This is a genomic window from Paenarthrobacter sp. 10L420 (assembly GCF_056395385.1).
In genome coordinates, this window is the sequence record NZ_JBFTJK010000002.1 from 200,105 (window position 1) to 220,235 (window position 20,131).

The 20,131-nt window shown below is 63.1% G+C and carries 13 protein-coding genes and 1 tRNA gene; 13 read left to right on the forward strand and 1 reads right to left on the reverse strand.

Going from position 1 to position 20,131, the window contains the following annotated elements:
* Nucleotides 1–16 precede the first annotated feature (16 nt).
* Genes rsmA through AC1DD5_RS06170 form a run of 3 tightly spaced genes read left to right on the forward strand, consistent with a single transcriptional unit; the run spans nucleotide 17 to nucleotide 3,753 of the window.
* Complete coding sequence (gene rsmA / locus AC1DD5_RS06160) at nucleotides 17–898, forward strand: 16S rRNA (adenine(1518)-N(6)/adenine(1519)-N(6))-dimethyltransferase RsmA (protein WP_477520878.1); 882 nt, start codon at nucleotides 17–19, stop codon at nucleotides 896–898.
* Entirely contained in the window at nucleotides 895–1,887 is a 993-nt protein-coding gene (locus tag AC1DD5_RS06165; RefSeq protein ID WP_477520879.1) for a 4-(cytidine 5'-diphospho)-2-C-methyl-D-erythritol kinase, read from the forward strand. Before rsmA ends, AC1DD5_RS06165 begins: the two co-directional genes overlap by 4 nt.
* Before the next feature lie 36 nt (nucleotides 1,888–1,923).
* On the forward strand, nucleotides 1,924–3,753 hold the full coding sequence (locus AC1DD5_RS06170; protein WP_477520880.1) for an ABC-F family ATP-binding cassette domain-containing protein: 1,830 nt from the start codon (nucleotides 1,924–1,926) through the stop codon (nucleotides 3,751–3,753).
* A gap of 664 nt (nucleotides 3,754–4,417) precedes the next feature.
* Here AC1DD5_RS06170 and AC1DD5_RS06175 read toward each other — a convergent pair.
* Nucleotides 4,418–5,017, reverse strand: a complete 600-nt coding sequence (locus AC1DD5_RS06175) for a TetR/AcrR family transcriptional regulator (protein WP_477520956.1) — start codon at nucleotides 5,015–5,017, stop codon at nucleotides 4,418–4,420.
* Between the two features lie 263 nt (nucleotides 5,018–5,280).
* On the opposite strand from AC1DD5_RS06175, the gene AC1DD5_RS06180 reads away from it, so the two are divergent.
* The 10 genes from AC1DD5_RS06180 to sufU all read left to right on the forward strand — a co-directional run bounded on the left by AC1DD5_RS06180 (nucleotide 5,281) and on the right by sufU (nucleotide 20,099).
* A tRNA-Gln gene (locus AC1DD5_RS06180) sits at nucleotides 5,281–5,352 on the forward strand.
* A gap of 124 nt (nucleotides 5,353–5,476) precedes the next feature.
* Nucleotides 5,477–6,982, forward strand: coding sequence for a bifunctional UDP-N-acetylglucosamine diphosphorylase/glucosamine-1-phosphate N-acetyltransferase GlmU (gene glmU, locus AC1DD5_RS06185; RefSeq protein WP_477520881.1), 1,506 nt, complete (start codon nucleotides 5,477–5,479; stop codon nucleotides 6,980–6,982).
* Complete coding sequence (locus tag AC1DD5_RS06190) at nucleotides 6,979–7,959, forward strand: ribose-phosphate diphosphokinase (RefSeq protein WP_159697849.1); 981 nt, start codon at nucleotides 6,979–6,981, stop codon at nucleotides 7,957–7,959. The genes glmU and AC1DD5_RS06190 overlap by 4 nt, the downstream gene beginning before the upstream one ends.
* A gap of 305 nt (nucleotides 7,960–8,264) precedes the next feature.
* Nucleotides 8,265–8,837, forward strand: a complete 573-nt coding sequence (locus AC1DD5_RS06195) for a 50S ribosomal protein L25/general stress protein Ctc (RefSeq protein ID WP_442016780.1) — start codon at nucleotides 8,265–8,267, stop codon at nucleotides 8,835–8,837.
* Nucleotides 8,838–8,976: 139 nt separating this feature from the next.
* Nucleotides 8,977–9,561 carry an aminoacyl-tRNA hydrolase gene (pth, locus tag AC1DD5_RS06200; RefSeq protein ID WP_442006306.1) on the forward strand — a complete coding sequence of 195 codons (585 nt, stop codon included), beginning with the start codon at nucleotides 8,977–8,979 and terminating at the stop codon, nucleotides 9,559–9,561.
* A gap of 143 nt (nucleotides 9,562–9,704) precedes the next feature.
* Nucleotides 9,705–12,446, forward strand: a complete 2,742-nt coding sequence (locus tag AC1DD5_RS06205; protein WP_477520882.1) for a helix-turn-helix transcriptional regulator — start codon at nucleotides 9,705–9,707, stop codon at nucleotides 12,444–12,446.
* Between the two features lie 38 nt (nucleotides 12,447–12,484).
* Nucleotides 12,485–15,148 (forward strand): AAA family ATPase, encoded by a 2,664-nt coding sequence (locus AC1DD5_RS06210; RefSeq protein WP_477520883.1) that lies wholly within the window; start codon nucleotides 12,485–12,487, stop codon nucleotides 15,146–15,148.
* 469 nt (nucleotides 15,149–15,617) lie between these two features.
* The gene (locus AC1DD5_RS06215) at nucleotides 15,618–18,125 is read left to right on the forward strand and encodes an ATP-binding protein (protein ID WP_477520884.1); all 2,508 of its coding nucleotides are present in this window, start codon (nucleotides 15,618–15,620) and stop codon (nucleotides 18,123–18,125) included.
* A gap of 133 nt (nucleotides 18,126–18,258) precedes the next feature.
* Nucleotides 18,259–19,587, forward strand: coding sequence for a cysteine desulfurase (locus AC1DD5_RS06220; RefSeq protein ID WP_442016785.1), 1,329 nt, complete (start codon nucleotides 18,259–18,261; stop codon nucleotides 19,585–19,587).
* Between the two features lie 59 nt (nucleotides 19,588–19,646).
* The gene (gene sufU / locus AC1DD5_RS06225; RefSeq protein WP_442006301.1) at nucleotides 19,647–20,099 is read left to right on the forward strand and encodes a Fe-S cluster assembly sulfur transfer protein SufU; all 453 of its coding nucleotides are present in this window, start codon (nucleotides 19,647–19,649) and stop codon (nucleotides 20,097–20,099) included.
* Nucleotides 20,100–20,131 lie beyond the last annotated feature (32 nt).

The following is a 20,131-nucleotide window of genomic DNA, read 5'->3' on the forward strand; positions in this document are numbered from 1 at the left end:
GCGATACGATACCTAGGTGACTGAACCGAATTCCGAACCCGCCGCCGTCGTGCCTTTGATGGGCGCCACAGATATCCGACGGTTAGCCGAGGAAATCGGTGTCCGCCCCACCAAGACGTTGGGCCAGAACTTTGTCATTGACGGTAATACGATCCGCAGGATTGTCTCAGCCGCCAATATCGACGCCGGGGAAACCGTCCTTGAGGTGGGTCCAGGTCTGGGCTCCCTGACGCTTGGCCTGCTGGACGCCGCGCGCACTGTTGTTGCAGTCGAAATCGATCCCGTGCTCGCCAGGAAGCTCCCCGAAACTGTTCGTGCATGGCGGCCCGAGGCTGAAGAAAACTTCCATCTGGTCCTCTCGGACGCCATGAGGGTTACGGAACTGCCAGTGCAACCGACAGCACTGGTGGCCAACCTCCCGTACAACGTCGCCGTCCCCGTGGTGCTTCATTTGCTGCAACACTTCCCGAGCCTGCAGCATGGCCTGGTCATGGTGCAGGATGAGGTCGCAGACCGCCTGGCAGCAACTCCCGGTAGCAAGATCTACGGCGTGCCCTCGGTCAAGGCCGCCTGGTACGGGCACATGCGCAAGGCCGGCGTGATCGGCATGAACGTGTTTTGGCCTGCTCCAAAGATCCACTCAGGACTCGTTGCCTTTACCCGTCATGACCCACCCGCCACCCACGCCACCCGGGAGCAAGTGTTTGCTGTCATTGACGCCGCGTTTGCCCAGCGTCGTAAGACCCTGCGTGCAGCGTTGGCTGGATGGGCAGGCAGTGCGGCAGAGGCCGAACGGTGCCTCGTCGCCGCAGGCGTTGATCCCACAGCCCGGGGCGAGGTCCTGGACATCGCTGCCTACGTCCGGATCGCCGAAGCCCGCCACCCAGCGGACGCATGAGTCCGAACACCCGCAAACCCAGCGGCCTGCCATACGCAGGCGATCGCTTCCATGCCCGAACGGTCCGGGTCAAAGCGCCCGGGAAGATCAACGTTTCCCTGAGCGTTGGTCCGTTGCGCCCTGACGGCTACCACTCCGTGGCAAGCGTCTACCTGGCCGTTTCCTTGTACGAGGAAGTGGCAGCCACCAGCACCGAAGCTGAGGGAATTACCGTCAGCATCAGCCCCAAAAGCACGCTGGACCTGGACGGCGTCGATATTCCCCTGGACGAAAGCAACCTGGCCTACAAGGCCGCAGCCATCATGGCAGAGCTGTCCGAGAAACCAACCGGCGTCCACCTTGAAATCACCAAACGCGTGCCGGTTGCCGGAGGTATGGGTGGGGGCTCCGCCGACGCCGCCGCTACGTTGCTTGCCTGCGATGCCCTGTGGAACAGCGGCCTTTCCCGCGAGGAACTTGCCCACCTGGCAGCCGAACTGGGCGCGGACGTTCCGTTCTCGCTCCTGGGCGGGACCGCCGTCGGACTCGGTGTTGGCGACAAATTGTCACCCGCGCTTGCGAAGGCACAAATGGACTGGGTGCTGGTATTTGCCGACTACGGCCTCTCCACGCCAGACGTTTTCCACACGCTGGACGGACTTCGCGACTCCGAAGGCGTGGAAATCCCCGAACCCGTAGACGTTGACCCCACAATCCTCCAGGCCCTCCGCCACGGCGATCCCGAGACCCTCAGCCGGGTGCTGATCAATGACCTCCAGCGGGCATCCATCGCCCTGGCCCCGCAGCTCCGGGACACCATCGGCCTGGGCGAAGCTCGGGGCGCCCTGGCAGGCATGGTGTCCGGATCCGGGCCCACCATCGCACTGCTTGCCAGGGACTCGGTGTCCGCCAGCGTCCTCGCTGAAGAGCTGTCCCATCGAGGCCATACAGCAGTCGCCGTCCACGGACCCGTGCCCGGCGCCCGGATCATCTCCGATACCCTCCTTTAGTAGCTCCCGCATTCCAGCAGTAGAAAGTAGTACCCATTGGCCCACCTGCTTGGCGGCGAAAACCTCACCGTTTCGTTCGCGACCCGCACTGTCCTCGACGGCGTCACCCTCGGTTTGGAGGATGGCGACCGCATCGGCATGGTCGGCCGCAACGGTGACGGAAAATCAACCCTCATGCGTTTGCTCGCCTTGCGCTCGACGCCCGACTCCGGCCGCGTCACCAAACGCGGGGACGTCAACGTCGGCTACCTCGACCAAGGCGACGTGCTCGACGGCGACCTGACAGTCGGCGCTGCGATCGTCGGCGACCGCGCGGACCACGAATGGGCGGCCAACCCCAAGATCCGCGAAGTCATGGGCGGACTGGTTGGTGATGTCGACTGGCACGCCAACGTCCATGCCCTCTCCGGCGGGCAAAAGCGCCGTGTCGCGCTGGCCAAGCTCCTCATTGAAGACCACGACGTCATCATGCTGGATGAACCCACCAACCACCTCGACGTTGAAGGCGTGGCCTGGCTGGCAAAGCACCTCAAGACGCGCTGGCGCGCCAACCAAGGCGCGTTCCTGGTGGTCACCCACGATCGCTGGTTCCTTGACGAAGTTTGCAACTACACCTGGGAAGTCCACGACGCCATGGTGGACATGTTCGACGGCGGATACGCCGCTTACGTTTTGGCGCGCGCAGAGCGCGACCGGACGGCCGCCGTCGTCGAAGGTAAACGCCAGCAGCTCGTCAAAAAGGAACTGGCGTGGCTTCGGCGCGGCGCCCCGGCCCGGACTGCCAAGCCCAAGTTCCGGATCGAAGCTGCCAACGACCTCATTGCAGACGTTCCGGATCCCCGGGACTCCGTAGCGCTCAGCAAGATGGCAACCGCACGCCTGGGCAAGGATGTGCTGGACCTTGAGAACGTGACCCTTGATTTTGTCGACGGAGCAGACGGGCAGAAACTCTTCGACAACATCACCCTGCGGCTCGCCCCTGGCGAACGACTTGGTTTGGTGGGCGTCAACGGGGCTGGCAAGTCCACGCTGCTCAAGCTTCTCAACGGCGAAATCCAGCCCACGTCAGGGAAAGTCAAACGCGGTAAGACCGTGGTCACCGCCGTGCTCACCCAGGACGTGAAGGAGCTCGACGACGTCTCGGACCTGCGCGTCATTGAGGTCATCGAGCGGGAAAAGCGGTCCTTCAGCGTGGGTGGTAAGGAATTCACCGCCGGCCAGCTCGTGGAGCAGCTCGGGTTCACCAAGGAAAAGCAGTGGACACCCGTCAGCGACCTCTCCGGTGGTGAACGCCGTCGACTCCAACTCCTGCGCCTGCTGGTAGGGGAGCCCAACGTACTCATGCTCGACGAACCCACCAACGACCTCGATACCGACACCCTGGCCGCCGTCGAAGACGTCCTGGACGGTTGGCCCGGCACGCTGGTTGTGGTGAGCCACGACAGGTACCTCCTGGAACGCGTCACGGACAACCAGATGGCCCTCCTTGGCGATGCCAAACTCCGCGGCTTGCCCGGCGGTGTGGATCAATACCTCGAACTGCGCGAGGCGGCGCTGGCTTCCGGCGCCGTTGGCGGCGGCTCGGGTGCTCCCACTTCTGCGAGTGGCGGTGCTTCTGCACCTGTTGCTTCGGGCGCCAGCGAAGCCGAAAAGCGTGAAGCCCGCAAGGACCTCAACAGGATCGACCGCCAGCTCGGCAAAATAGCGCAGCAGGAGGAAAAGCTGCACACCCAAATGGCCGCGAAGTCCGAATCCGGGGACTTCGATGCACTGGGCGAACTCAACGCCAAGCTGCAGGAACTCCTGGAGGAGAAAGAAGGCCTGGAGCTCGAATGGCTGGAGGCCGCCGAAATCCTGGGCGAGTAGTTTCGTAGCGCGGGGCAGGCGGCGCGCATCCTCCGCGTGCGTGTCGCCGCGGCGGCGCGCATCCTCCGCGTGCTGCTCCTTCGTCGCTTTGACGCACGCTTCCGGACACCCGCCGCCCCGCCTCTGAACGTTCTCTCACGTCCTGCGTTTTTTTGACCGACGTTCTCTCACGTCCTGCCCATTTTTTGGCGGATGTTCTCTCACGTCGTGCCCATTTTTGGCGGATGCTCTCTCATTTCCCGCACAGGGCCTGCCTCTGCCAACCCTGGATCCACCGTTTATCCGACACTCCCCAGACCAGCGACGAGAGTCCGACCGCAGCGGCCCCACTTCGTCGCTTTGACGCACGCTTCCGGATACCCGCCACCCCTGAAGGTTCTCTCACATCCCACAGGTTTCTGCGGAACGTTCTTTCACGTCGTGCCCATTTTTGGCGGATGCTCTTTCATTTCCCGCACAGGGCCTGCCTCTGCCAACCCCTGGATCCACCGTTTATCCGACACTCCCCAGGCCAGCGACGAGAGTCCGACCGCAGGGCCCCGGGTGGGGATGTGAGAGAGCGTGGGGCGAAAGACGTGGGGATGTGAGAGAGCGTGGGGCGAAAGACGTGGGGATGTGAGAGAGCGTGGGGAAAAACGGCGCAGGATGTGAGAGAAGGATGGGGTCAGCCGTCGGAGCGGAGCTCGGGCTCCTTCTGCAGCCCGGTCAGTCCGTTCCACGCCAGGTTCACCAGGTGAGCTGCCACCGCGCGTTTGTCCGGCTCACGGCTGTCCAGCCACCATTGGCCTGTCATCGCCACCATTCCAACGAGCATCTGCGCGTACATTGCGCCGTCGGCAGCGCTGAATCCGCGGCGGGCGAATTCGTCGGAGAGCAGGTGTTCCACCCGGGCGGTGACGTGGGAGAGCAACGTGGAGAAGGCGCCTTCGGGTTGTGAGGGCGGTGCGTCGCGCATGAGGATCCGGAAGCCGTCGGTGCGGTCTTCGATGTAGCCAAGGAGTGCCAGTGCTGCCCGCTCCACCAGGACGCGGGGTTTGGCCTCCGTGCTCAGTGCCTCGGTGATGGAGTCCAGGAGGATCCGGAATTCGGTTTCGACAACCTGCCGGTAGAGGCCCTCCTTGGACCCAAAGTGCTCGTAGATCACGGGCTTGGAGACGCCCGCACTGGCGGCAATTTCTTCAATTGTGGTGCCGTCAAGGCCCTTGGCTGCGAAGAGCGCCCGGCCAATGCCGATGAGCTGGGAGCGGCGCTGTTGTCCCGTCATCCGCAACCGTACAGGGCGGTCTCCCAGAGGCTCGAGGCCGGCTGCGGGCCGGGAAAGTTCAGTGCGCTTGCTCACGTGTCCATCATGCCCTAACCCGCCGCGCGGCTGGTCCGGAAGCGCCGTAACAGGGCATCTGGAGACCCGTCGCAGCGGGTCAAGTCGCGAACCATGCAAAGGTCATGGCAAACTAGATTCTTGTGTGTGCATCCCGGTGATCCGGGAAACCGTCAGGCCCTGCCGCCTGGGGGTGCAAGCATGCGCGGTCCGCTCTGGTGTAATGGCAGCACCCCGGCCTTTGGAGCCGTGGAGTATAGGTTCGAATCCTATGGGCGGAACGGTCGGAAAATGCGCTCCACTCTGTACCTGGAACAGCTCGAACGGTGCCTGGGTCCATAGTTGGAATGGCAGCATTCCGAAGCCGGGTTACCCGGGACAAAACCGAGCAAGGAGAGCCAGTACGTGAGCCCCGAAACCACCGGTCCCGCAGCAGTCATCGTCTTGGCTGCAGGTGCCGGAACGCGAATGAAGTCGCGGACTCCCAAAATTCTCCACGAAATCGGCGGCCTCTCCATGGTGGGTCACGCGCTCCTCGCCGCCCGTTCCATCAAGCCCCTGAAGCTGGCCCTAGTTGTCCGACACGAGCGCGATCGCGTCGCAGAACACGTCTCCGCGCTGGATCCGGAAGCCGTGATCGTTGACCAGGACGAGATCGCCGGCACGGGACGCGCGGTGGAGGTTGCCCTCAAGGCCCTCGACGCCGAAGCGGAGCTCACCGGCACTGTGGTTGTCACCTATGGGGATGTACCCCTGCTGACCGGCGAATTGCTGGGCGAGCTCGTGGCCACGCATGAAGCCCAGGGCAACGCCGTTACAGTGCTCACTGCCGTTTTGGACGACGCCTCGGGTTACGGCCGCATCCTACGCGCCGAAGACGGCACAGTCACCGGCATCCGCGAGCACAAGGACGCAAGCGAAGCCGAGCACACCATCCTTGAGGTCAACTCCGGTATTTACGCCTTCGACGCCGCTGTGCTGCGGAATGCGCTGACGCGGGTCACCACTGACAACGCGCAGGGCGAGATGTACCTCACCGATGTCCTCGGCTTGGCGCGCGACGCCGGTGGCCGGGTTGCCGCCGTCGTCACCCAGGACCGCTGGCAGGTTGAGGGCGCCAACGACCGCATCCAGCTTTCCGCGCTCGGCGCCGAGCTGAATCGCCGCATCGTCGAGTCCTGGATGCGGGCGGGCGTGACCGTAGTGGATCCGTCCACCACCTGGATCGATTCCACGGTGACGCTCGATGAAGACGTCCGCTTGCTGCCCAATACGCAACTGCACGGTTCCACCACGGTGGCGAGGGACGCCGTCGTGGGTCCCGATACAACGCTGACCGATGTCAACGTTGGCGAAGGCGCCAAAGTGACCCGCACGCATGGCTCAGGTTCCACTATCGGCGCCAAAGCAAGCGTTGGACCGTTCACCTACCTCCGCCCCGGCACGGTACTGGGGGAGACGGGCAAGATCGGCGCCTTCTACGAAACCAAGAACGTGACCATCGGCCGCGGTTCCAAGCTGTCCCACCTCGGGTACGCAGGTGACGCTGAAATCGGCGAGGACACCAACATCGGCTGTGGCAACATCACCGCGAATTACGACGGCGAGAAGAAGCACCGCACGGTGATCGGCTCGGGTGTGCGGACTGGTTCAAACACTGTCTTCGTGGCTCCGGTGACTGTGGGTGATGGCGCTTACAGCGGCGCCGGAGCCGTCGTCCGCAAAGACGTCCCGCCGGGAGCCCTCGCCCTTAGCCTGGCCGCACAACGAAACGTCGAAGGTTGGGTGCAAGACAACCGCCCGGGCACTGTCTCCGCGAAGCTGGCGCAGGCCGCGCAGGACTCCCTGCTGACCCCCGCCCCCACATCCTCACAATCTCCAGCAACCACAGAAGAGGGCAAACAGGCATGAGCGAAATTACCGCACACGGCGAGAAGAAATTGATTCTCGCCGCCGGAAGGGCACATCCGGAGCTGGCGCAGGAAATCGCGAAGGAGCTGGAGACCGAGCTCCTGCCCATCGACGCCTATGACTTCGCCAATGGGGAAATCTATGTCCGTTCAGCCGAGAGCGTGCGCGGCACGGATGCCTTCGTCATCCAGGCCCACCCGGCCCCGCTGAACAACTGGCTCATGGAGCAGTTGATCATGATCGACTCCCTCAAGCGCGCCTCTGCCAAGAGGATCACGGTTGTTTCACCGTTCTACCCGTACTCCCGCCAGGACAAGAAGGGCCGCGGCCGCGAGCCCATTTCTGCCCGCCTGGTAGCGGACCTGTACAAGACCGCCGGTGCGGACCGCATCATGTCCGTGGACCTGCACACCTCCCAGATCCAGGGCTTCTTCGATGGCCCCGTTGACCACCTGATGGCGATCCCGCTGCTTGCCGACTACATTCGCACCAAAGTGGAGGCGGACAACATCACCGTTGTTTCGCCGGACACCGGCCGCGTCCGCGTGGCCGAACAGTGGGCGGAACGACTGGGCGGTGCCCCGCTGGCATTCGTTCACAAGAGCCGCGACCTCACGGTGCCCAACCAGGCCGTCTCCAAGACCGTTGTTGGCCAGGTTGAAGGCCGCACGTGCGTGCTTATTGACGACATGATCGACACCGGTGGAACCATCTCCGGCGCCGTCCAGGTCCTGAAGAACGCCGGCGCCAAGGATGTCATCATCGCTTGCACGCACGCCGTTTTCTCGGATCCGGCAGCGCAGCGCCTCGCTGATTCCGGCGCACGCGAAGTTGTTGTCACCAACACCCTGCCCATCCCGGCAGAGAAGCGCTTCCCGCAGCTCACGGTGTTGTCGATCGCACCGTTGATCGCGCGCGCCATTCGTGAAGTGTTCGACGACGGTTCCGTCACCAGCCTGTTCGACGGCAAAGCCTGACGCCGGACTGCTGACATCACGGGTCATCCGCTGCCTCCAGGGCGTGCGGATGGCCCGTTTTCAGTAATGCAGGCATCCGCTGGTAAACTCTTGGGGATACCTTGGCGAGGGAGAGCACATCCGGTGCGCGTTTTGAACCGGAATTGCGGGTCTCCGTTATCGACTGGGTCTGCATCTCCTTCGACACAGGCGGGCTTTGCTGCTGGACAGCAACGATCGCCGGGCGTAGAAGGTCCACAGACCTCCGCCCTTGCTGATCGACTTGTCCGGAATTTCCCGGACGCCACAGTAATCAAGGAGTACACATGTCTGAGCAGAAGCTCACCGCAGAACTGCGCACCGAATTCGGCAAGGGTTTTGCCCGCCGTGCACGCATGGCCGGCCAGATCCCGGCTGTCATCTACGGCCACGGCGCAGAGCCGATCCACATCAACCTGCCCGGCCGCGCCACCACGCTGGCTGTCCGCGTTTCCAACGCCCTGCTGGCAATCGACGTCGACGGCGAGCAGCACCTGACGCTCGTCAAGGACATCCAGCGCGACCCGGTTAAGCAGATCATCGAGCACGTTGACCTCCAGACCGTCCAGGCCGGCGAGAAGGTTACCGTCGACATCGCCATCCATGTTTCCGGTGAAGTTGCTCCGGGTGCTGTTGCCAGCCTCGAAGCCACCACGGTTTCCCTTGAGGCCGAGGCAACCCACGTGCCCACCGCCGTCGAGGTTGACATCGAAGGCCGTAAGGCTGGGGAGAACATCCACGCATCGGACCTCGTCCTGCCGAAGGGTTCCACCCTGCTCACCGAAGGCGACACCCTGGTGGTCCGTATCTCCGAGACCGCTTCTGAAGCTGAAGAAGAAACCACGGCAGCAGCTGAGTAGTCTTTGACTATGTAAGGCAAACGCCTTTTGAGTGGCCGGGTACCCCTTGGGTCCCGGCCACTTTCTTCTTCCGTCCCACGCAACTCCGGGACCCCCATCGCTGACCCGATTCCCTGACAAGACTCCCTAGGATGAGACCATGACTGACACTTGGCTGATAGTTGGCCTCGGCAACCCCGGCAGTGAGTACAGCAACAACCGGCACAACGTGGGCCAGATGGTGCTTGACGAGCTGGCATCGCGGATGGGCGGCAAGTTCAAGACCCACAAGGCCAGGGCCCAGGTAGTAGAGGGTCGGCTGGGGATAGGCGGACCCCGCGTAGTGCTGGCCAAGCCCATGACCTACATGAACGTTTCCGGTGGTCCTGTGGCGGGCTTGAGCAATTTCTTCGACATCGCGCCGGACCACGTTATTGCCGTCCATGATGAGATCGACATTCCCTTCAACACGGTCAAGCTCAAGATAGGTGGCGGTGAGGGTGGTCATAACGGCCTCCGCGACATCTCCAAGGCACTGGCAACGAAGGACTATTTGCGCGTGCGGGTAGGGGTGGGCAGGCCTCCGGGACGTATGGATACCGCTGATTTTGTGCTGCGGGATTTCGCAACGGCCGAGAAGAAGGAATTGCCGTTTCTGCTGGACGAGGCGGCTGACGCGGTGGAACTGCTGGTCAATGAGGGGCTGTTGGCGGCGCAGCAGAAGCATCATGCCGCAAGAACTTGAGCAAATCTTGAGGAAAGCCTGAGGAAAGCCTGATGATTCGAGGCGCCCTTAGCCCTACCAAACTGTCGGCGCCCGGAGGTAGTGTGCATGGTACGCAGGTAAGCGGTGGGGGACTGTCGCGGATGTTGTAGCGAAGGATGCGAATGTCGGCGGAGTTGCTAAACAGAGGCGGTGGAGGCGCAGCGAGGGCTGCGGCTCCGGACCTTGTGGGCGGTCCATCCGATCGGCAAACATGGTCACTGCTGGCCAGGAGCCAGGATCTCTCCCGGGCCACCAAGCACCTTGAGTCCCCGGAATCGTACGGCGTGGTGCTCACGGGCGAACGGGGAATTGGCAAGTCGGGCTTGGCCCGGGCAGTAATTTCCTCCCTGGGTCCCAAGATCCACAGCCTGCAATTGCGCAACACGGTGGCCAATGGCCAGACTCCCTACGGGTGCCTCGGATTCCTCCTGGCGAGACTGCCGTCCGAGGCCGTCAGTTCACCCACGGGCATTCTCCATGCGATCACGTCCCTGATCCGTGCAGAAGCTGCGGGCCGCCAGACTGTCTTCATCGTGGACAATGCTGGCGGTATGGATCCCATGAGTACAGGCGTGCTGCTGAATCTGATGGCCACTGGAACAGCAAAGGTGATCGCCACTGTTCAACGTTCCAGCGATCTCCCCGCTGATTTCCATCGGCTGGTGCTGGAGGAGCAACTAGGCGAAGTCCACCTGAATACGCTCAGCGAAGAACAGACGAAGCAGGTTCTCGGTTCGGTACTGGGCCACTACGTCTCCTCCACGCTGGTGGGCTCACTCCACTCCGCCGTCGGTGGGAATCCGATGCTCCTGCACGCGCTGTTGGATGAGCAGCGCCATTCCGGCAACCTCGTCCTGAACGATTCCGTGTGGACGCTCAGGGACCGTATCAAGCTTGAAGGCGCCACGGTTGTGGAGGACTTTGTCCGTTCCAGGTTGGCGCGCGAACCGCAGGCCAATCGGACCGTCGTCGAGGTCCTGGCCTGCGCGCAGCGCGCGACACTCGTGGATCTGGCTGCAATCTTTGGCACAGAAGTGCTTGTGGAGATGGAGGAATCCGGGCTGCTCGCCGTTGACCGGAACGGCGAGCACTGGGTTTCCCTTCGCGACGCTTACGTCGGTGAGGTTGTCCGGGGCTGGCTGAGTACGCGGCGGCGTCGCGAGCTGAGGTTGATGCTTCTTGGACCCAAGGAGCCGGAGCTGGGTGGGTTGGCTCCACAGGATCTGCTGAGCTACGCCGCCTGGATGCACGCCTGTGAGGACGAACCGTCTCCGTCGCCAGCACATGCTCTGGCAGCAGGACGGGCTGCCCTGGATGATTACGATCCCAACTTTGCCATCCAATGTACGCTGTCACTGGATCCCAAGGACCCCGAGTGGGTGGCGGGGCAGCGACTGAAGTCAGCTGCCTACCTCATGCTGGATCTGCCCCTGCACGCTGCCCAGGCCTTGGATGAGGTGTCAGAGGCGCACATTGCAGCTTTGGACCCCATGGAGTTTGCCGAAGTAACAGCTGCGAAATGCCAGGCCATGACATGGATTGACGGCCGTTCGGCAATGGTGCCCGGCGTGATCACGGCGGCAAGTGAAACGTTGGAGGCCATGGTTTCGAATCCGGAGGCCTACGCGCCGGAGCTGATCACGCGGGCCCGGAACAGGCTCCTTCTTTGCAACTACGAATACCAGGCCTATATGGGCGAGTACGCAGCTGTGGCCGAGGACCTGGAAAAGGAACTGGTCAAGGACCCGGCCGATGACCGGGAACACTGGCTGAAGTCCGCGTTCTGCCTCATGGAAACCCGATGCGTGATGGGCCGGGAACTGGAAGCGCAGCAACTGGCACGTACCGTGTCCCGGCAGCTGGGGAACAATGACAGGCCGGCGCAGTTGGAGGAGTCCTTCGCCCGGGAGGCTTTCGGAGTGCTGTTGCTCTCCGGACAATGGCGGAAATGCATCGAGCTCATGCGGCGGACGCCCTCCACACCTTCGCGCCTGCAGTATCGCGGTGCAATCACCGAACTGGGCGTGGGCCTTGCCTACGCCTACGCCGGAAAGCCCTCCAGCGCGATCGAACCGTTGCGCTCCGCCGCCGCCCAGCTTGAGCTTCGCCCGGCCATGAACATGGTCAAGGTTGCCTACGCTGCTACCGCCTTTGCCTATGCACAGCTGGGCAATTCACTCGAAGCCGGACGGTACCTTGACCTGTACCGCACTTGCCGGGGTGTTGGGACATATTTCTCCGAGTCCGTTGCCGAGTTCTGCGCTGAAATGGCAGGGCGATGGATGGGGGACCCGGACGTCAAGCCGCGGCTGCTGGCCAGGGTCCAGCAGGACATCGACAAGCGTCGCTTTACAACGGCCGGGATTTGCCTTTTTGGCGCCACAGTGGAGGGCACGGACGCCGAGTACAAATTGCTGGAGGAAATTGCCGAGAACCGTCAAGGCCCTTTGGCGCAGATCGCCCGCGACCTCGCCCGCGGATCCCTGAAACGGAGTTCGCGTTCTCTCCTGGCTGCCGCCGACGCCGCAGCTGCACTGGATTTGTTGGTGGTGGAAGCCAGGTGCGTGGCCATGGCCTTGGACTTTGCCCGCAATGCCGGTGAAACCACGGCTGCCCGGACCGCGCAGCTTAGGCTTGAGCGTCTGGAACAATCGGTCTCGGCGTTGCCGATCCAACCACGAAGCGACGCACCGGTGTTGACCGAGCGTGAACGGCAAATTGCCAAACTGGCCGGAAAGGGTGTCAGCAATCGTGAAATCGCTATGGATATTGGGGTGTCTGTGCGGACCGTTGAAGGACACCTGTACCAAGTATTTACCAAGCTCGGCGTCTCATCGCGAGGCGAGCTCAATGGTCTCCTGTGAGTTGAGGAGTGTAGTTTCCGTCAACCGGGTGCGTGCCCATGCAGGCTGAGTACCTTGTTGGCAGGGACGCCGAGTTGGACCTGGCGACTGAAATATTGAGGCAGGAGGGGGCGGGCGCCGTCCTGCTCCTTGCCGACCCCGGCATCGGTAAAACGGCCATGGCCGAAGAGATCGCCGCCCGCTTGGCCGGCGAAATGGTGGTGATGCGGATCCATGGCAGCCCCGCCCTGTCCGCTGTTCCTTTCGGTGTCCTGGCGCCGTATCTCCTGGACCTGCCTGTGGAACAGGCCACGTCGCCAGTGGCTATCCTCCGCGAGTTTTGGTCCCAGTTCGAGAAAAGGCGCGGAAGCGAAGGTGCAAGGCTCCTTTTGGTAGTGGACGACGCCCATGACCTCGATGAGGCCAGCAGCCAGATTCTGGCCGAGTTGGTGACGGCTGGCTGGGCGCGGCTCGTGGCTACCAGCAGGCCACGGCCCGGACTGCCTCCTGCCCTGCTCCAGCTCTGGTACGACGGCTTGGCAGAGCGCTTCGAACTCCATCCCCTGGAAAAGGAAGAAGTGGCCGAGCTCGCAGGGAAAACCCTGGGTGGGTCGGTCATGGCAAGCACCACAGATGTTTTGCATTCTGTTTCGGAGGGCAACCCCCTGCTGCTCCGTTGCCTCCTGGAAGACTCAAAGGCTGACGGAAACCTGGTGCGCCGAAATGGCGTCTGGTTCCTCACGAGTGCCCTCTCCGGCGCCGGCGAGGGCCTCTCTGAAGTGGTTCGGAACAAAGTCCTGCGAACCAGCGAGGCTGAACGGGAGGCGATGTACATCATCGCCCTTTCCGAACCCGTGCCCGCCGCTGTACTCGACGCGCTTGTGGGCAGGGATACGCTGCGGTCGCTGATGGACAACAGGCTCGTGACTTCCAGTAATGGCGCTGGTAGTCCGGTGAAAATGTGGCACCCGATGTATGGTGAGGCGCTTCGCCACATCGTTTCGCCCGCCCGCAGCCTCCAGATCCGCCAGCGTATGGTCCAGCACCTGCCCGCGGAGCCCTCCACGGCGGAGGGTCTGCTTCGAATGGTGAGTTGGGCGCTGGACTGTGGTGCCGACGTCGAGGACGAACAGTTGCTGCGGGCGGCGTTCCTCGCCGCAAAACTCCTGCAGAATCCACTCGCGCTGCAGGCCGCTGCCAAGGTTCGCTCCGAAGCGCTGCGTCCCCGTGCCCGTGCCGTCATGGCAATGGTCAAATACAACGACGGCGACTACCGCAGTGCCGTGCAGCTGCTCGGGGAAGATGCAGGGTTCCTGGACGCCGATCCGTCCGGGCCCTTGGGTGCCGGACTGCTGTGGGGGGCTGCAAGGTCCGCAATGGGGGACAGCTCGGGTGACATCCTGGCGGACGCTCACTCGGCCGCTGACGCGCTAGTGGCGGGCCGCAACGCCCAGGACCCTGTGGTCCTGCAAATTCGACGGCATGCTGCAGCTTTGGAATTGGCGGCGCTGGCCCATGACGGCCGCTATGGGGAGCTGCGCGAGGGACTTGCCACGTTCCAGGCCGGTCTTGCCGTGGACGAGCCGGATTTCGTCATGAACCAGCTTTTCCTGCTGGCCATGCAGTGCGAGTTGCTGATGGTGGAGGGCCAGGCGGTGCAGGCATTGGAGATGGGCAGGGAAGCGCTGGTGTTGCTGGATGAACACCATGACGACCTCCTGTACTTCACGGACTTCATCCTAGTCCGCTATGCCTTGGCCGCGTTGGAATCCGGTGACTGGGCGGCAGCCGAAGCCGCGCTGAACCGCTATGCCGCCAGCTCCGCCATGGGGCTTATAACGTTCGGTGGCGACATCCAGGCGCTCAAAGGACTGTCCTTGCTCCGGCAGGGACGTTTGGAACAAGCCAGCGCTGTGCTGACGCCCGCGGTGGAGGCCCTCCGCGTGAAGGACCCGCAGAGGTTGCGCCGTCTGGGCAACGCGCTAGCGTTTTATGCTGCCGCCAGGTCAGGAAATAACGAACTGGCCCAACGCCTGTCCGTGGATACAGTAGTGGTCCCGGCTGCCGGTGGCGCCTATGTTGAAGCCCTGGCTGAGATCTTTACCCTGGCTGCCAAGGAGCATTTGAATAAAGGAACAGGGCTGGAGAAGCTGCGGAGCCTCCCTGATTCCACGCATCTGCATCAACTTCCGGGCGTCCTGCTCCAGAACCTGGTCCTCAGGGCAGAGCTGGGGGACCAGCACGTAATGGACCCGATCCGGGAGACTGCCTCGTCAATGGCTGGGGCATGGGCAGGCGGTTGGCACATGCTGGCGACCGCCCAGGTGGACGGCGCCGGCGATGCTTTCGTTAACGCGGGCAATCTGCTGGCCGCTGGAGGCATGCCAGGGCCAGCGGCCACAGCTTTCGACAAGGCCGCCATCGCCTTTGATGCCGAGGGCAAGCGCCCGGAGGCGCGGCAGGCGGCCGTGCTGCGCGACGTCAGCGAGGCCAGCCTTGGGGACACACAGCTCCACGACCCCCACACCGAGGTAGACCGGTCCGTGCCCCTGACCCGGCGGGAGCAGGATATTGTGGCGCTGGCCGTTTCCGGACTCACTGACCGTCAGATCGCAGAGAAACTCATGGTCTCCGTCCGCACGGTGGAGGGTCACTTGTACCGCAGCTATGCCAAGCTGGGCATCCGCCGGCGCGAGGACCTTGGGGCTGCTGTCCGCAATTGACGCACGGCAATTTGAGTAGCCTCCGACGCCCGCAAGCACCACGTGGACGCGGTACTGCACCTATTACCACCAATCAATGGAGTAACCCGGGCCTTATCCCCGGCGGGACCAAGTAGTGCCCCTCCAAGGTACTGAGTACAACAGAGTATCGGGGCCTGGAAACCGCCCTACTAATCGAGTACCGATTACTGGTGTTCTGATTTCCGGCACGCGGTTAACTGATCTTGGAAGGAAGGAAAGCCCCAAGCATCCCCCGAATTCCATATCGAAATACCGCATCGGTGGTCTCTTTTAGCCGGTGCTCCGGCCGTCGAGAGGCGGTCCGGCCCTGGACGAAGCCGGCGGCGACAGAGTCTTCTGAGACCGAGACTCTCCCCCCAGCCGTCGCCGGCTTCTAGGCCAGGGATCCCGCAAACTCGCGGAAGCCTAAATTCTCCCGGACCAAGGGACTGCTGCTATTGGAGTGCGCATGTTGCCGGACCCCTGGCTGGACCAAGACATTGTCACAGTCGGGCTGAGGCCGCCAACATTCCCGGACCGGAAGCAGATCCTGGATCTGATCCTTTCGGCAGTACCATCTCCTTCCAGCAACGGCATAGTTGTGACCGGCGACAGGGGATCTGGAAAGAGCCATTTGTTGCTCTCCATCAAAGCAGGACTCCCGGACTCCGTGGACGTTCGCACATTCGCCGGCAAACCGGAACTCCAGACAACCGTCTATGGTGCTTTGAGCGCACCAGTAGAGCCCTCCGGCGAACAAACGGCCCTCCCCGGACTTCATGTCCTGCGGGCGCTCACCCAAAGCCTGGGTCCAGCGGAATACCTGTACACACCACCGTTTGCACGGCGTCGAGGCAAGCGTCACCCTGAGCCTAAACGGCCTCCACTGGTCCTCCTCGTGGACGACATCCACTTCGTTGATCCTGCATCCCTCGCGGTTTTGTTGCAGCTGATGCCGGGATTCGGAGCCACCTTGGTGGCGACGGCGGACAGCCGCCGCCCGCTTCCGCCGGATCTGTACCAATTGTGGGAAGAAGGATTTCTCGAGCAGTACTTCCTGGCTCCCTTTACGTTCAGCGAGGCACAGGCTCTGTCCGAGGACGTACTGGGCGGAAAGGTTCAAAGACGCGCCAGCAGTCTCCTGGCGGCGATGTGCGGATTCAACGTAGGACTCCTTTGCCTCGCCATCCAGGATGCACGCAACGCCCACCTCCTGGTGGAGCGCGACGGTTACTGGACCATGGACGTACGGGCACATTGCCAATGGCCAGGGGTGGTTGAGCATGTCCGGGCCGACATCTCCCAGCATGCTGCGGAAGAACTGAAGGCGTTGGAGGTTATTGCGCTCGCCGAGCCCCTGGCCTTGGATGTTGTTGAGCACCACTTCGGCCAGAAAGCCGTGGAACACCTTCTTGACTCACACGACATCCGGGTGCTGCCTGGAAGGCCGCCGCTTGTCCGTACGAGTTCATGGCTGAGGGGCGAGGGCATCCGGCTGTCCGTTCCCCACTCGCGCAGCAGGGCCCTCCGGCTTGGCATCGAGGAGCCGGGACTCACGGCGGATTCTGCACCCGCAATGCTGAGGTGGATGACCTGGACGCTCGATTGCGGGCTGAGCCTCTCCGACGAACTCATCCTCGCCGCAGCGCCTGCGGCTGATAAACCGTCCACCGCTGAGTTGGCCATCCGGGCTTCCGTGGGCATCAACGGTTCAAGTCACCGGAATGAAGCCAGGATGCTCCGTGCCCGGGCACTCATTGCCGAAGGACAGCTCAAAGAAGCAGCACCGGAGTTGCGTGAACTGGTGGGCGCAGGAGTGCAGGCGGAGGTGGAGGCCGAGGCTGCTTCCCGGTTGATGGGCCTCAGCCTGTTGGGAGCGACCTCACCCATGCCGCCAAAGCCCGACGGCGGGTCGCAAGGGCTGGAGGAACCTTCAGATCCAGCCTCCCGGGTCATGCGGAATGTCCATGAGGCCGAACAGCTCCTGCTGTCCGGTGACGCTCCACAAGCGTTGGAAAAGTCTTCCGCTGCCTTGGCCGCCATCAATGCCGATCCGGCGCTGGAAATGTTCCGGCCAGGGGTCCTCCTCCGCCACGTTTTCCACCTGCGACACAACCTGTCATGGAGCCAGGTGGACGCCCTCCTGGATTGCCCGTGGGCCTACGCGGTACCAGCGCACCTGGCTTGGTGCCTGGAAGTAGCGCGGGGATATGCGCAGCTCAGCCAGGGCCTTCCCCGGCCCGCCTTGCGAACGCTGGAACCCGTTGTGGCTGAACTGCACGACGCCGGCCTGCCGCCGGTTCTTCAGCTGGCATCGGCGATGCTGGCGTACTCCGCTGCGCTGTGCGGTGATTCGGAGCAGGCCATGGCAAGAGTGCAGCAAAGCTTGGTGGCGGGAAAGGACGCAGCCGGCGAAACCCCCGCCAGCCCCGCCCACAACAGTCCCGCCCACGCCGGCCCAACTCGTGAAGGCCTTTCTGATCAAGGTCTGTTGCCCCAGCTGAGCGCCCTGTTCGTGGCGGCTGCGCAGGACAAGGTTTCGCGCAAACCGAGCCACTTGTTTGCGGTAGCCGAGGCATTCCATGGCCAGCAAAGTCCTTTGATGGAGGCCGAGGCGTTGACCCTCATGACGCTCAACGCAAGCAAGTTCGCCGTCGAGGACCTCGTGGTGCAGCGCCGCCTTGGTGAGCTTGCCGCCTCGTTGCGGGGGGCCCGCGCGGCGGCGATGGGAACCTTCGCGTCGGCTTTGCTGGGCAATGATCCCAAGCTGCTTGAGTCCGCCGGCAAGAGTCTCTCTGCAGACCGGCAATTCGCAGAGGCGGCCCTCTGTTACGCGCGGGCGGCAAGCGGCTACGAAGCGAGGACCCGCAGTGCGGCGAGCCGCCGCGCCTGGACCTTGATGGAGCGGCTGCACGGGGCTTTCGACAGCGATGTTGCTCCGCCGCTTGGATGGCTGCCCGGTACTGCAGGGCACTGAAATACTGCAGGCCATTGAAGGACTGCTGGAGACTGAAATACTGCAGGATATTGACGTGCTGTACGGCACATCTCCGGGGACGTCGGGCCGTGGGATAATTGAGTGTCCCCGAAGGATTTCCAAGGAGTGCCCCTTGACAGTCGTATCAACTCCCGCCTCATTGCAGCAGTCCGTGGTTCCTGCCATGGACAATGCGGAGGTGTTGCGGATCCGGAACGACTTCCCCGTCCTGGACCAACTGGTCAACGGCAAGCCGTTGATCTATCTCGATTCCGGGGCTACGTCCCAGAACCCCTTGAGCGTGATCGAGGCCGAGCAGGAGTTCTACGAGCAACGCAACGCCGCAGTCCACCGTGGTGCACACCAACTTGCGGTGAGCGCGACTGAGGCCTTTGAGGATGCCCGCCAGACGGTGGCGGACTTTATCGGCGCCCAGTACGAGGAAACCGTGTGGACGTCCAATGCGACGGAGGGCCTGAACCTCATTAGCTACGCTCTGTCCAACGCCGCTTTGTGGGCTGCGCAGGGCCGTGGCAGCTCAGCGTTGAAGGAGCTGGGGATCGGCCCCGGCGACGAAATCGTGGTCACGGAGATGGAGCACCACGCCAACCTGATCCCCTGGCAGGAGCTCGCCTTCCGGACCGGAGCCACACTCAAGTACATTCCCATCACTGACGATGGCACCCTTCGCCTGGACGCCGCAGCAGAGATCGTGGGGGAGCGCACCCGCCTGCTGGCTTTCACCCACGCCTCCAACGTTCTGGGCACCATCAACCCCGTTGCCGAACTCGTGGCTCTCGCCCGACGCGCGGGGGCGTTGGTGGTCCTGGATGCTTGCCAGTCAGTGCCTCACATGCCCATTGACGTCAAGGACCTGGACGTCGACTTCGCTGTGTTCTCGGGCCATAAGATGTTGGCCCCCACGGGCGTCGGCGTCCTGTACGGCAAGCAGGAACTCCTGGATGTCCTTCCGCCGTTCCTCACAGGTGGTTCCATGATCACTACCGTCACCATGGAGCGCGCCGAATATTTGCCTGCCCCACAGCGCTTCGAAGCCGGAACCCAGCGCATCTCCCAGGCGGTTGCCCTTGCCACTGCCATGAACTACTTGTCCGAAACCGGGATCGACCGCATCCATGCTTGGGAAGCCACGTTGGGTCAGCGCCTGGTCAAGGGACTTGAGGGCATCGACGGCATCCGCGTGGTGGGCCCTGCTTCTGGTGCGGAACGCATCGGGCTGGCTGCTTTCGACGTCGCCGGGGTCCATGCGCACGACGTCGGCCAGTTCCTTGACGATCGCGGCATCGCCGTCCGCGTCGGCCACCATTGCGCCCAGCCGCTGCACCGCCGCTTGGGGCTGACTGCTACTACCCGGGCAAGTACGTACCTTTACAACACCACGGACGACGTCGATGCCTTCCTTGACGCCGTGTCTGGCGTTCGGGCCTATTTCCAGGCCTGACCCACGCGGCCGAACTGCAGCCGCTCCCCACACACTTCCACGAACGGGTAACCAGCACCATGAGTCTTGACCAGCTGTACCAGCAGATCATCCTGGACCACTCCAAGCAGCGGCACGGCAGCGGGCTCGCGGGCACGGAAGTCCCAACGGGCACGTCAACCGGGCAATCCCACCAACTCAACCCGGTCTGCGGGGACGAGGTAACGCTCCGACTGGCTGTCGCCGATGGAACGGTCAGGCAGATCAGCTGGGACGGTGAAGGCTGTTCCATCTCCATGGCGTCGGCTTCAGTGTTGACCGACCTCGGCGAGGGAATGTCGGTAGAGGAATTGCACGCCGTGATCGATAACTTCCGTGAGGTCCTCCGCTCGCGTGGAAAGGTGCAGGCGGATCCAGAGATTCTGGGAGACGCTGCCGCGTTCGAAGGTGTGGCCCGCTACGCCGCCCGGGTTAAATGCGCCATGATTTCGTGGGTTGCTGCGGAGGACGCGCTGAACCAGGCGACGGCCTAGCAGCCCATCGAGCAGGGCGGAGCAGCCCCGCG

Coding starts and splice junctions, on each gene's coding strand:
- AC1DD5_RS06190 (WP_159697849.1), top strand. CDS start 6,979: ATGAGCGAAATTACCGCACACGGCGAGAAGAAATTGATTCTCGCCGCC.
- AC1DD5_RS06175 (WP_477520956.1), bottom strand. CDS start 5,017: ATGACGGGACAACAGCGCCGCTCCCAGCTCATCGGCATTGGCCGGGCG.
- sufU (WP_442006301.1), top strand. CDS start 19,647: ATGAGTCTTGACCAGCTGTACCAGCAGATCATCCTGGACCACTCCAAG.
- AC1DD5_RS06165 (WP_477520879.1), top strand. CDS start 895: ATGAGTCCGAACACCCGCAAACCCAGCGGCCTGCCATACGCAGGCGAT.
- AC1DD5_RS06215 (WP_477520884.1), top strand. CDS start 15,618: ATGTTGCCGGACCCCTGGCTGGACCAAGACATTGTCACAGTCGGGCTG.
- AC1DD5_RS06195 (WP_442016780.1), top strand. CDS start 8,265: ATGTCTGAGCAGAAGCTCACCGCAGAACTGCGCACCGAATTCGGCAAG.
- AC1DD5_RS06210 (WP_477520883.1), top strand. CDS start 12,485: ATGCAGGCTGAGTACCTTGTTGGCAGGGACGCCGAGTTGGACCTGGCG.
- AC1DD5_RS06205 (WP_477520882.1), top strand. CDS start 9,705: ATGTCGGCGGAGTTGCTAAACAGAGGCGGTGGAGGCGCAGCGAGGGCT.
- pth (WP_442006306.1), top strand. CDS start 8,977: ATGACTGACACTTGGCTGATAGTTGGCCTCGGCAACCCCGGCAGTGAG.